This window comes from Rhodoferax koreense, from assembly GCF_001955695.1.
GTDB classification, from domain to species: domain Bacteria; phylum Pseudomonadota; class Gammaproteobacteria; order Burkholderiales; family Burkholderiaceae_C; genus Rhodoferax_B; species Rhodoferax_B koreensis.
Map to the genome: position 1 here is coordinate 5,459,084 of NZ_CP019236.1, position 12,658 is coordinate 5,471,741.

11 protein-coding genes are annotated in these 12,658 nt (G+C 64.4%); 1 reads left to right on the plus strand and 10 read right to left on the minus strand.

Annotated features, from left to right (window positions below; genetic code table 11):
• Positions 1-32: 32 nt before the first annotated feature.
• Positions 33-230, minus strand: coding sequence for a 4-oxalocrotonate tautomerase (locus RD110_RS25290; protein ID WP_076203403.1), 198 nt, complete (start codon positions 228-230; stop codon positions 33-35).
• A 36-nt stretch (positions 231-266) separates the two neighbouring features.
• Positions 267-506 (minus strand): cysteine-rich CWC family protein, encoded by a 240-nt coding sequence (locus tag RD110_RS25295; protein WP_076203406.1) that lies wholly within the window; start codon positions 504-506, stop codon positions 267-269.
• A gap of 244 nt (positions 507-750) precedes the next feature.
• On the opposite strand from RD110_RS25295, the gene RD110_RS25300 reads away from it, so the two are divergent.
• Positions 751-1,455, plus strand: coding sequence for a hypothetical protein (locus RD110_RS25300; protein WP_076203409.1), 705 nt, complete (start codon positions 751-753; stop codon positions 1,453-1,455).
• A 51-nt stretch (positions 1,456-1,506) separates the two neighbouring features.
• Here the strand turns inward: RD110_RS25300 and RD110_RS25305 are convergent, their stop codons facing one another.
• The 8 genes from RD110_RS25305 to RD110_RS25340 all read right to left on the minus strand — a co-directional run bounded on the left by RD110_RS25305 (position 1,507) and on the right by RD110_RS25340 (position 12,650).
• Positions 1,507-3,681 (minus strand): malate synthase G, encoded by a 2,175-nt coding sequence (locus RD110_RS25305; RefSeq protein ID WP_076203412.1) that lies wholly within the window; start codon positions 3,679-3,681, stop codon positions 1,507-1,509.
• Positions 3,682-4,004: 323 nt separating this feature from the next.
• A complete protein-coding gene (arfA, locus tag RD110_RS25310; RefSeq protein WP_076203414.1) occupies positions 4,005-5,552 on the minus strand; it encodes an arabinosylfuranosidase ArfA in 1,548 nt (515 codons plus the stop codon).
• Between the two features lie 25 nt (positions 5,553-5,577).
• The gene (locus RD110_RS25315; protein ID WP_076203417.1) at positions 5,578-6,417 is read right to left on the minus strand and encodes an ABC transporter ATP-binding protein; all 840 of its coding nucleotides are present in this window, start codon (positions 6,415-6,417) and stop codon (positions 5,578-5,580) included.
• On the minus strand, positions 6,414-7,445 hold the full coding sequence (locus RD110_RS25320; RefSeq protein WP_076203420.1) for an ABC transporter ATP-binding protein: 1,032 nt from the start codon (positions 7,443-7,445) through the stop codon (positions 6,414-6,416). Before RD110_RS25320 ends, RD110_RS25315 begins: the two co-directional genes overlap by 4 nt.
• Complete coding sequence (locus tag RD110_RS25325; protein WP_076203423.1) at positions 7,442-8,299, minus strand: ABC transporter permease; 858 nt, start codon at positions 8,297-8,299, stop codon at positions 7,442-7,444. Before RD110_RS25325 ends, RD110_RS25320 begins: the two co-directional genes overlap by 4 nt.
• A gap of 4 nt (positions 8,300-8,303) precedes the next feature.
• The gene (locus tag RD110_RS25330) at positions 8,304-9,308 is read right to left on the minus strand and encodes an ABC transporter permease (RefSeq protein WP_076203426.1); all 1,005 of its coding nucleotides are present in this window, start codon (positions 9,306-9,308) and stop codon (positions 8,304-8,306) included.
• An 18-nt stretch (positions 9,309-9,326) separates the two neighbouring features.
• On the minus strand, positions 9,327-11,222 hold the full coding sequence (locus RD110_RS25335; protein WP_076203429.1) for an ABC transporter substrate-binding protein: 1,896 nt from the start codon (positions 11,220-11,222) through the stop codon (positions 9,327-9,329).
• 675 nt (positions 11,223-11,897) lie between these two features.
• Complete coding sequence (locus RD110_RS25340; RefSeq protein ID WP_239467119.1) at positions 11,898-12,650, minus strand: FadR/GntR family transcriptional regulator; 753 nt, start codon at positions 12,648-12,650, stop codon at positions 11,898-11,900.
• Positions 12,651-12,658 lie beyond the last annotated feature (8 nt).

Below are 12,658 nucleotides of genomic sequence, written 5' to 3' on the forward strand. Positions count from 1 at the left end.
CCTGCACTTTACCGCGTGCCCACGCGTCGGGTTCAGCCGGCCGGTCGTGGCTCCGACCAGAGCACTCCGCCCGTGGCCCAGTTGTGGCGCGGGATGTCGGTGATCAGGATGTCGACGGATTCCGGCGAGCCGCCGAGGATCTCCACCGACACGCGGGTGATCTCGGCCACCAGTTTCTTCTTCTGTTCGACCGTGCGGCCTTCCATCATTTCGATGTGGTACGTGGGCATGACATTTCTCCAGGTTGGGTTGCAATCAGTCCGCAATCATAGAAGCCCGCCGGCCGGCGCCGCCTGGCCCGCCTGCGCGCAACGCCGGCACACACAGGCCAGCCCCCGCGCCGGGGCCGGGATCCGCGCCAGCACATCGGCCGGAATCGGTGTGGCCATGCACCAGCACGGCGGCTGCGCCTGACCGGTGAGTCGCCCTGTTTCCGACGCGCAGCGATTCGGACCGCCACACAGGGGGCACAGGCCAGGATCGAGGGATGATTTGTTCAGAGGCATGAAAAGACCGCGTTGGATTGTGCACAGTTTCACGAATTGAAGCCAATTAACGATTTTGGCGCGCAATCCGTGTTTTGTTCGGGTAAATCGTGAGCAAATTCACCAAGTCAAACGCTAAACTCGTGTTTTCGTCGGACCAGTCCTACACGGAAGGTCAATGTGGCCGGGGTCAGTCAGGGGAATCGAGATGCAGGTGGGCGCTTTGGATCGAAGCATTTGGGCGGCTTGCGCCTTGCTGGCTGCATTGTCGCTCCCGCCTGCCCAGGCCGCGCCACTGAGCCGCGAGGATACGGCCTCCACCGACGCCGGCAGCACCGCGGACGACGCGCCTGACGCCGGCACCGCCAGCGCGAACCCCGGCACCGCATCGCCGACGAATGCCGCCCTGGTCGCTGCGGCAACTGCCATTCCCGGCGCCAAACCCGCGTCTTCCCCGGGCACGGCCAGCTTGCCGGCGCCCGCCGCAGTGGAGCGCGATTTCGGGCGCTCCATCCGAGAGGTGTCCAAACCCGTGCTTGAGGAGCTGGCCCATTCCGACGTGGCCGACGCGGTGCGGGCGCTCGACACCAAGGGCAGCGCCGTCGATACCGCCCTCGTCGACGGCAACCAGGCCGCAGACAGCGGCGACCCCGGCGTGCGCAAGCGCAACTGGGACGGCACCGGCCAGCAGCAAGCTCGGGAAAACAATCTCCAGATGCAAAACGCGCCGCGCGACCAGGAGCGCGACAAGGCACGCGCCGCCCTGCTCCTCAGCGGCTTGATCAACGAGATCAAGCCCTGGGCCCTCGGCGCGGTCGTGCTGTATGTCTTGGCGCAAATCGCCAAGTTCAGCCTCGCTGCGCGCCGTCGGACGGTGCAGCGCCGCGCGGAGCGGCGCCGGTACCACCGGCGCACGACGGGCGACCCGAACAGTCAACACAGCCAGAACAGCCAGCACGGCCGCCCCTGAACGGCAGCCGTGCGAGGCGACCGGCCGGACGCCGGTCGTCAGGTGTGGCGCTCAGGCGCCCGCCTTCACCCTCAACCGCCAGGCATGCAGCAGCGGCTCGGTGTAGCCGCTCGGTTGCACCAGGCCCTTGAACACCAGGTCGCAGGCCGCTTGGTAAGCCGCCGAGGTGGTGAAGTGGCCGGCCATGTTCTTGTACAGCGGATCCCCTGCGTTCTGGCCATCGACCACCGCGGCCATGCGCTCGAAGGTTTCCTTCACCTGCGCCTCGCTGACCACGCCATGCAGCAGCCAGTTGGCGATGTGCTGGCTGCTGATGCGCAGCGTGGCGCGGTCTTCCATCAGGCCGACGTTGTGGATGTCGGGGACCTTGGAGCAGCCCACGCCCTGATCGACCCAGCGCACCACGTAGCCAAGGATGCCCTGGGCATTGTTGTCCAGCTCCTGCTGCTTTTCGGCATCGGTCCAGTTCGGCGTGGCCGTCACCGGGATCTGCAGCAGCGCGTTCAGCAGCTTGTCGTACTCGGCATTGGCGTCGATCTTCTCCAGCTCCTTCTGCACCTCGGCCACGTTGACCTGGTGGTAGTGCAGCGCGTGCAGGGTCGCGGCGGTGGGGCTCGGCACCCAGGCGGTGTTGGCGCCGGCCTTGGGGTGGGCGATCTTCTGCTCCAGCATGGCGTGCATCAGGTCGGGCATGGCCCACATGCCCTTGCCGATCTGGGCGCGACCGCGCAGGCCGCACGAGAGGCCGGTGAGCACGTTGCTCTTCTCGTAGGCGGCAATCCAGGCGCTGGCCTTCATGTCGCCCTTGCGGATCATCGGGCCGGCCTGCATGGCGGTGTGCATCTCGTCGCCCGTGCGGTCCAGGAAGCCGGTGTTGATGAAGGCCACGCGCGCGCTGGCGGCGGCGATGCAGGCCTTGAGGTTGACGCTGGTGCGGCGCTCCTCATCCATGATGCCGAGCTTCACGGTGTTCTCCGGCAGGCCGAGCACCGCTTCCACGCGGCTGAACAGTTCGCACGCGAAGGCCACTTCGGCCGGGCCGTGCATCTTCGGCTTGACGATGTAGACCGAGCCGGTGCGCGAATTGCCCTTGCGCTTCAAATCATGCATGGCGATGGTGACGGTGACCATCGCGTCCATGATGCCTTCCGGAATCTCCTTGCCGCCCGCATAGAGGATGGCCGGGTTCGTCATCAGGTGGCCGACGTTGCGCACGAACATGAGCGAACGGCCGTGCAGCGTGAGTTCGCCGCCGTTGGGTGCGGTGTATTGGCGGTCGGCGTTGAGGCGGCGCGTGAACGTGGAGCCGCCCTTCTGCACTTCCTCGGTCAGCGTGCCGAGCTGGATGCCGAGCCAGTTGCCATAGGCCTGCACCTTGTCGTCGGCGTCGACCACGGCCACGGAGTCTTCCAGGTCGAGGATGGTGGAGAGCGCGGCCTCGAGCACCACGTCGCTGATGCCGGCGGGGTCGGTCTTGCCGATGGTGGTGGTGCGGTCGATCTGGATGTCGATGTGGATGCCGTTGTGGCGCAGCAGGATCGAGGTCGGCGCGGCTGCGTCACCCTGGTAGCCGACGAAGACCGTCGGATCGGCCAGGCCCGTGCTGCTGCTGTGCAGAGTCGCCACGAGCTGGCCGTCTTTCACGCTGTACCCAGTGACCTGGGTGTGCGAGCCGTTCTCCAGCGGTGCGGCGTGGTCCAGCACGTCGCGCGCGAAGGCAATGACCTTGGCACCGCGCACCGGGTTGTAGCCCTTGCCCTTTTCGGCACCGTCGGCCTCGGAAATCGCGTCCGTGCCATACAACGCGTCGTACAGCGAGCCCCAGCGTGCATTGGCCGCGTTGAGCGCGTAGCGCGCGTTCAGCACCGGCACCACCAGTTGCGGGCCGGCCTGCAGCGCGAGCTCGGCATCGACATTGGCCGTGGTCGCCGTCACCTTGGCCGGCGGCGGCACGAGGTAGCCGATGCCCTCCAAGAAGGCGCGGTAGGCCGGCATGTCGGTGATCGGGCCGGGATGCGCCTTGTGCCAGGCATCGAGCTCGGTCTGCAGCCGGTCGCGCTCGGCCAGCAGCGCGATGTTCTTGGGCGCGAGATCCCGCACGATGGCATCGAAGCCCTGCCAGAACTTCGCCGGTTCCACGCCGGTACCGGGCAGCACCTGGTCTTCGACGAAGCGGTAGAGGTTGGTGGCGACTTGCAGTTCGCCGGTGGTGGTGCGATCGGTCATGGTGGGGGCCTCTGAGGAAGGTTGAAAAAAGAATGCGGAAAAGGAGGCGCCGGCGCTCAGACGCCCTTGGGCATTGGCAGAAATTCGGCACGGGTCATGGTTCGACTGTATTCGAACCCTGGACACGCATCAATTGCAGAATCAGGCGTTGATAAGTGACCAAAATGCACGGAATCAGCCCCCTGGGCCGCCGGATTGGTCACCATGCGGAGGGCAGTATTCTGCCTCCGAACGAAGCTTCAGATGTGAATTTTCAGCCTTTAGCGCATGTAGTATCTGCGCTGGTTGCTACCAAAAAAATAGCATCACCCGCCGTACCGCCCTCAGGGCTTGCCAACGCGGATCATGTTCCAGGAGGCAGGCGCCAAGGTCGCCTGGATGCGATCGGCCGACAGCGACACCCCCGTCAAGGCGGTCGGCGCCACCTCATCCGGATGCGCCTTGGTGTTGGTCGCCTTCAGATCGTCGTGGCGCAGTTGCAGCGCCTCGATGAGGCTCGGCGTGCCGAAGTCCTTGAGCGCCACGTCCAGCGGCATCGATTCCTCCAAGTGCCGGTTCAACGCAAAGATCGTCACGGCGCCGGTTTCCGGGTCTTCCACCGCGGCCATCTTCAGGTAGGGCACCGCCGGCATCGGGAAATAGAGATCGTCCTTGCCCCGCGGGTCGAAGTAGCTGGCCGCGTAGGTCGGCGAATCGACTTCCGCGCGCAGCACACGACCGCGACCGAAGTGGCTCATTTGCGCGAACGGGAAGAAGATCGTCTGGCGCCAGGCGGGTCCGCCTGTTTCCGTCATGATCGGCGCAATCACGTTCACGAGTTGCGCCAGGCAGGCGCACTTGACGCGGTCCGCGTGGTTGAGCAGCGAAAGACACATGCCGCCGAAGGCCAGCGCGTCTTCCATCGTGTAGATCTCCTCCAGGATCTCAGGGGCGACGGGCCAGCCCGGCTTAACGCGCTCGGCTTTGTTGCGGCGGGTGCGGTACCACACGTTCCACTCGTCGAAGCTGAGCATGATCCGCTTGCTCGAATGCGCGCGCGCCGCCACCGAATCGGCGATGGCGACCACTTCCTCGATGAAGCCGTCCATCAAGTCGGGGCTGGCCAGCATGGCCGGTGTGTCGCCGGCGTAGTTGTTGACGTAGGTGTGCAGCGAGATCCACTCCACATGCGGGAAAGTGTGCTGCAGCACCGTGTCCTCCCACGCGCCGAACGTCGGCATGTTGCGGCCGGAAGAGCCGCAGGCGGCCAGCTCGATGCTCGGGTCGATCCACTTCATCATCTTGGCGGCCTCGGTGGCGATCCGGCCGTATTCCTCGGCCGTCTTCATCTCCATCTGCCAGGGGCCGTCCATCTCGTTGCCGAGGCACCAGAATTTGACGTTGTGCGGCTTCTCCCAACCGTGTTCCTTGCGCAGGTCCGACCAGGCCGTGCCGCCTGGATGGTTGCAGTATTCGACCAGGTTGCGCGCCGCATCCCCGGCCCGCGTGCCCAGGTTCACGGCCAGCATCGGCTCGATGTCGGCCAGCCGGCACCAGTCGATGAACTCGTTGGTGCCGAAGGTGTTCGGCTCGGTCGACATCCACGCGAGGTCGAGCCGGCGCGGGCGCTTGTCGACGGGGCCGACGGCGTCTTCCCAGTTGTAGCCGCTCACGAAGTTGCCGCCGGGGTACCGCATGATCGTCGGCGCGAGCTCGCGCACCAGTTCCAGTACGTCGTGCCGGAAGCCTTGCTCGTCGGCGGTGGGATGGCCCGGCTCGTAGATGCCACCGTACACGCAGCGGCCCAGATGCTCGACGAATGCGCCGAACAGGCGCGGATCGGTGTCGCCGATCACCGCTTGGGAATTCAAAACAACGGATACCTTGCGCATGACGTGATACTCCTGTGGATGAAGATCAAAGAGGGTCGGGAGACGCCAGTTCGGGTGCCACGACCGGGAACACGTCCGGCGACAGGACAGCCGCCTTCAGTTCTATCGAATACGGATGCTGCGGATGATCGAGCGTGGCGCGTGCCTCGCCAGCCTCCACCACCACGCCGCGTCGCATGATGACGACGCGGTCGCTGATGCTGTACGCCGTGGCCAGGTCATGCGTGATGTAGATGATCGACACGCCGAGCTCGTCGCGCAGCTTCCTGAAAAGATCGACGATGGCGGTGCGCAAGGACGCGTCGACCATCGACACCGGCTCGTCGGCCACCAGCAGCGAAGGGGACCCGATCAGCGCGCGCGCGATGGCCACGCGTTGCAGCTGGCCACCCGACATCTCGTGCGGAAAGCGGCCCTTGACTTCGGCAAGCGACAGGCCCACCTTGCGCAATGCGGCGTCGCTGGCCGCAGCGGCCGCCTCGTCGGTGCGCGCATCGGCGAAGTGACGCGCCGTCGAGAGCAGATAACGATCGAGCCGGGTCAACGGATTGAACGCCTCGAACGGGTTCTGGAAGATGGGCTGAACCTGCCGCATGAAGTCCATGCGCTGTTTGCGATTTCGGACCCGCGCCAGGTCGAAGTCCTTGAAGCGGATCAGGCCGCTGGTGGCGCGCACCGTGCCGAGAATCATGCGGGCCAGCGTGGTCTTGCCACTGCCCGACTCCCCGATGATGGCCAGGATTTCGGGCCCGTTGGCGCCGACTTCGAAGCTCACGTCGTCGACGGCACGCGCGCTGCGGCCGAACAGGCCACCCTTGGAATAGCTGCGCACCACGTTGCGCAACTCGAGCAGGGCCGCCGTCACGCGGCCACCTCCACCGGCTCGGCAACCGCAACCGGATTCACCGCGAAACAGGCCACCCGATGCCCCGGCGCGACTTCGGCAAAGGCCGGCACCTGCTGCTGGCAGATGTCCATGGCCAGCGGGCAGCGCGGATGGAACCGGCAGCCCTTGGGCGGGTCGGCCAGATTGGGCGGCGCACCTTCGAGCGCCTTGATCGCGACCGTGCTGCCGATGCGCGGCAGGCTTGCGATCAGGTGTGTGGTGTACGGGTGGCGCGGGTGGTTGAAGATGTCCCGGGTGGCGCCTTCTTCGATCAGGCGTCCGGCGTACATCACGCCGAGACGGTCGCACAAGTGCGCGTGCACCGCCATGTCGTGGGTGACGAAGATCATCGAGGTCTTGAGCTCGCGCTGCACCTCGCGGATCATGCCGAGCACGCCCTTCTGAACGATGACGTCGAGGGCCGTGGTGGGCTCGTCGGCGATGATGAGTTCGGGCTTGCACACCGTTGCCAGTGCGATCGCCAGGCGCTGGCGCATGCCGCCCGAGAGCTCATGCGGGAAGGCTTCCAGCACTTCCGGGCCGAGGTGCACGCGGCCGAGGTGGTGGCGCACCAGCGCCATGAATTCGGGCATCGGTTTGTGGATGTGCCGGTAGGCGAAGTCGACGAAGGAATGCTTCACGCGGCGCACCGGGTTCAGCACGCCCATCGAGCCCTGCATCACGTAAGACAGATGCTTCCACCGGATCGCGTCGAGGGCCTCGGGTGTGGACTGGTACAGGTCCATCTCGCGCCCGCCGAAGTTGAAGACGACATGGCCGCCCTGGACCTTGAGCGGCGGGCGGATCGCGCCTGCGATCGTCTTGATCAGCGTGCTCTTGCCGCAGCTCGATTCGCCGGCCAGGCCGTAGATCTCGTTGGGCATCACTTTGAGGCTGACGTCGTCGACCGCGCGCACGTCGCGCTGCACGCCGAACTGGTGCGTCTGGTAGTAGGCGCGCAGGCGGCTGACTTCGACCACCGGCCTGGCTTGCGAAACGGTCGTCATTCCTTCCCCCTTCCGAGACGGCTGCGCGGGTCGATGAATTCGTTCATCGAGACGGCCAGCAGGAACAGGCCGAGGAAGGTCATGATGACCAAGGCCACCGGAAAGGCGATCCACCACCACACGCCGGCCACCATCGCGGTGTGCTGGTTGGCCCAGTAGATCATCGAACCGATGGTCGGCGTGTTGATGTCGGTGAACCCGAGCACCGACAGCGTGACCTCCAGGCCGATCGACCAGTTGATGTTGTTCATCGTGGTCGAAAACACGATCGGCAAGACGTACGGCAAATGCTCCTTCACCAGGATCTGCGGCACGCTCATGCCCGAGAAAATGCTGGTCTCCGTGAACTCGCGCGTGCGCAGGCTCATGGCCACGGAGCGGATCAGGCGCGCGTCGTAAGCCCAACCCAGGCACGCCATCACACCAGCCAACGCCACCCATGACATCTTGTCGCGCATCACGAAATAGAACAGCACCAGGATCGGGAACAGCGGGATCACGATGAAGGTGTCGTTGATGGACATCAGCAAGCGGTCGACCCAGCCGCCCGCATAACCCGCGACGAGACCGATGACCAGCGACAGCACCCGGCTGATCAGCGCGACCAGCAGGCCGAAGGCCAGCGTGTTGCGGATGGCGAAGGTCAGCATCCAGAAAACGTCCTGCCCGCGCGAGGTGGTGCCCAGAACGTGTGGCCAGCCGGGTGGCATGTCCGGCGGCACCACATAGCTGTCGAGCGGGTTGTAGGGCGACACGAACGACAGCGCCGCGATCGACAGCACGAAGCCAAGCAGAAATACGCCCCCGGCGAAGCCCCGGTTGTGCCGCAATAAGTCACGCAGAATCTTCAGCATAGGGTCACGCCAGTTTCACCCGTGGATCAAGCAGCGGATACAACATGTCGATCAGCAATACGGCGGCCGACACCGCGACGATCGAGACCGACGTCAGCCCGAGCACGAGGCTGTAGTCGCCGGCATGCACGGCGTCGATCATCAACGCGCCGATGCCGGGGTAGCCGAAAACCTGCTCGGTGATGATGGCGCCGTTGAAAATGCCACCGAGCGACATCGCGAGGCCGGTGACCTGCGGCACCAGCGCATTGCGCATCACGTACGAGCGCAGGATGCGGCTCTTCGCCACGCCGCCGAGTTCGGCATACACCACGTAGTCCTCGCTGACGATGTTCGACACCAGCGAGCGCATGCCCATGAACCAGCCGCCCAGCCCGACCATGACCAGCGAGAGCACCGGCAATACCGAGTGCTTGACCACGCTGACCACGAAGTCGAAATTCCAGCCGCGCGCCATGTTCATCTGCGCGCCGCCCGTGATGGGCAGCACCGGCCAGACGTAGCCGAACACGATCAGCAGCAGAAGCGCCACGATGTAGTAAGGGATGGGATGAAACCCCATCACCAGCAGGCCGGTGACGTTCAGCGTGCGGTTGTTGTGCAGATAGCCGGCCAGGCCACCCAGCAGATTCCCGAGGACCCAGGTGATCGCGGTCGATACCAGCAGCAGCCCGACCGTCCAGGGCAGGGCGCGCCAGATCAAAGTCGACACCGGCGTGGGAAATGCCGAAAGCGACGGCCCGAAGTCGAGCACCACCACGCGTTTCCAGAAGCCGACATACTGCTCCCAGATGCCGCCCTGCAGTCCATACAGCTCGCGCAGCGATTCGCGCATCATGGCAATCGCCTCCGGACTGGTGCTGCCGAAGGACGTGGCTGCCGCAATGGACTGCTCGACCGGATCGATGGGTGTCGCATGGGTCACCACGAAGGCGACGTTCATGCCGATGAACATCACGAGCACGAACTGTCCAAACCTGCGTAGCAGGTACGCTGCGTAACTCTTCATGGGATGGCCTGCTGCCGCTTACTGCTTTGGCTTGAGCTTGACCATCATGTACTTGGTGTTGCCCCAGTTGGGTACTGGATCGGTATAGGGCGCGGTGACGGCATTGGGATAACCCGTCCAGTAGGTGTCGTCCATCACCGTGAACACGTTGTAGGCCATCAGCGGAATCGAGGGCATGTCGCGCACCGCCAGCTTGACGTATTCGCGGCCAAGTTCCACGCCGCGCGGATCGTCGAAGCCGACCGTGCGGATTTCTTCGATGACCTTGTCGAGTTCGGGGCTCGACCAGCGTTGCCAGTTGCGCGGCGGCTGCGGTTGGCCAGGTGCCGCGACGAACTGCGAATGCCAGCTGTCCAGGAAGAACGAAAGGTCGGGGTGACCACCCCAGGTTTCCACGCTCCAGCTGATGATCGCGTCGAAGTCCCCGGCGGCACGGCGGTCGTTCAGCGTGCCCTGCGCCACGGTGATGGCGGCGTCGATGCCGAACTGCCGCCACTGCTGCGCCACCATCGAGCCTGCGCGTGTCATCACCGGGCGGGCCTCGCCTTCGACGGTGATCTTGATGGTGAAAGGCTTGCCGTCCGGCGTCATCCACTGTGCCCCGACCTTCTTGAAGCCGGCGCGCTCGAGCAGCTCCGCGGCCGCCACCGGGTCAGGCTTCCACCAGCCCATGCCGAAGCCCTTGGCGATGTCGGCCGGCGTGCTCGGGATCTGATCCTTGAGCGACGGCCGCAGCATCTCGGCGATCTGCTTGCCCACGCCGGGATCGTATGGCTTGATCTTGCGCTTGCCGGTGTCGATTTCGAAGGTCTTGAGCCACGACTCCATCGGTATGTGGTAATTCTCGGGGTGCGAGCCGGTCGGCGGCACACCGATCGCCGAGATGCTCGCAGCACCTCGGTACGACGCCATCGACACCGCCTTGATGTCGACGAGAAGCGCCAGCGCCCAGCGCACGTCGCGGTTCTTCAACAGTTCGTTCTGGTTGTTGAAGATCACCGCCGCCAAGGTGGGATCAGGATGCGCGTACGGAAAGGTATTGAACCAGCCGTGCGAGAACTTCGCCTGCTTGGCCATGGTGAACATGCCCTCGGGCGAGGTGTCGTGAATGATGTCGAGCTGGTGGTTCATCTGCGCAATGACGCGCTTGTCCGGTGGGCCGGCATCGACATAGGCGACGTACTTCGGCCCCGGTTCGCCGAACCGCGCGAGCGTCGTGCGCTTCCAGTCTTCGCGCTTTTGCCAGATGAACCACTTGCCGTTCGGATCGAAGCTGTTGAGCGTGTACGAACCCAGCGACACCGGCGGATTGAAAGCGAACTTCTGCGGATCGCCGGCCTTCTCGAAGATGTGCTTGGGCATCATCCACATCGCGTTCCAGCGCACCGTGAAGAGCGCGTGAAAGCGCGAGTTCGGCTTCTTCAGCTTGAACACCGCGGTGTAAGGGTCAGGCGCGGTGATGCTGGCCACGTTGATCTGGATCGGCGCGCTCCAGCGCAGACCCTTGGTGTTCATGTGCGTCTCCACCGTGTACAACACGTCGGCAGAGGTGAACTCCACGCCATCGCTCCAGAAGATGCCCTTGCGCAGCTTCACCGTCATCTCGGTGAAATCCGCGTTGTAGATCGGCTTGTCCGACGCAAGCGAGTTGTCCCACACGCCATCGATGCCCTTGTTCGGATCGATGTACCAGAAGGTGTCCGTCGCGAGCTGGTGCAGGCCGTTCGATTGCCCGCCCGCGTTGATGGCCCAGATGTTGAACCAGCCGGCGTTCTTGATCGTGCCCTCCGGGTTCTCGATGATCAGCGTCTCCTTGCGGGGGACGTTGGAGATCAGCTCCTGGGAATGGGCGCCGCCGAACATCTGCAACGCCGCGGCTGCCGCGAGCAGTGCGTTCTTCAAAATGCTTCTCATCGACTTTGTCTCCTTGTATTTTTCGGATCGCTCAAACTTCAGTGGTGCGGCCGTGGACAAGCCGCATGACGACTGAACGGGATGACGCTCCGCCGCGCGGCCTCTGTTTCGGGGAGCCGACGCAAACGACGTCACAGCGCGCGCGGTGGTTGCCTCCTTGTTCTGCCGCATCGCGAATGGTGGCACTGACGCATGTCGCTTTCATCCGGCTGGCACGCGCAGCACGGTGATGAGTCCATTTTTTCTTGCCGGGATCGATGTGGCCACACCCAGCCTTGAGACGCCTGCGACTGCCGAGATTCAAACGCCCGGCGCGCGCTGTGTCGAAGCCGGAAATGCGCGCCCTGCTGGCCTGCAGGTGCCGGTCGGCCGAGTTGGACACCATCGCCTGAACCCCACAGCCTCGGCGCAACGACTTCGCGATGGCTGTGTAAGTTGTTCATTCAAGATGGTGCTGTAGGAGGTGGGACAGGTCGTCACCACGTATCACTGCATTCGGCCTTGTAGTCATACTATAAAAAAACAAGACGTCGGCCATATAGGGAAAGCACTACTTCTGAGGTAACTAAGGACTTACTTATTGCAAGGTCCCACGGCGGACTCAGACATCCATTTTTTTCGCGCCCGGCACGTGGCGCGTTGCCCGATTTCCTGCGACGGCAGCGGACGGCCCCGCTAGATGTCGCTCTCGATCACATCGTTCAAGTCGTCCTGAGTGCCCTTGAGCTGGACCAGGGTGGCCTGACGCGCGGCCAGCGCATCATGATTGAGCAAAGCCGTGAGGATGGCCTTGTGCCTGGGCAGCGACAGCGCATGCGTGTTCGGGTGCTGGCTGCTGAGCTTGATCGATTCACGCAGTGCCAACGACAGCATGTTGCCGATGTAGGCGATCAACTCGTTGCCGGTGGCCTCCGCAATCAAGCGGTGGAACGCGAGATCGGGCTCCAGCAGCGCCTCGGGGGTGGTGGCCGCCTCCATCTGCTCGTAGGCGCGCGAGATCGCCTGCAAGGAAGAGGCACTGGCCACGCGCGCGGCCAAGCCCGCTGCCGCAGGCTCGAAGATGCGCCGGACCTCCAGGAGCTTGCCGACGAACTCATGGCGCGGTTTCGATTGGATGAACCAATACAGGACATCCGGGTCCAGCAGATGCCAGTCGGACTGTGGCCGCACGATGACGCCAGAGCGCTGCCTGGACTTGACCAGCCCCTTGGCCACGAGCACACGCTTGGCCTCGCGCAACACCGGTCGGCTCACCTTGTACTGGGCGCAGAGCAGCGCTTCGGCAGGGAGTTTGTCGCCGGGCCTGCACGCCCCCGAGACGATCTGCACCCCGAGTTCCCGCACGATGCGCGCATGCTGGCTCTTGCGCTCGGCCGGTTGCGGTTGCCGGTAACTGATGAGCTCGACGCCATTGCCTGTCGCAAACATCACGACCC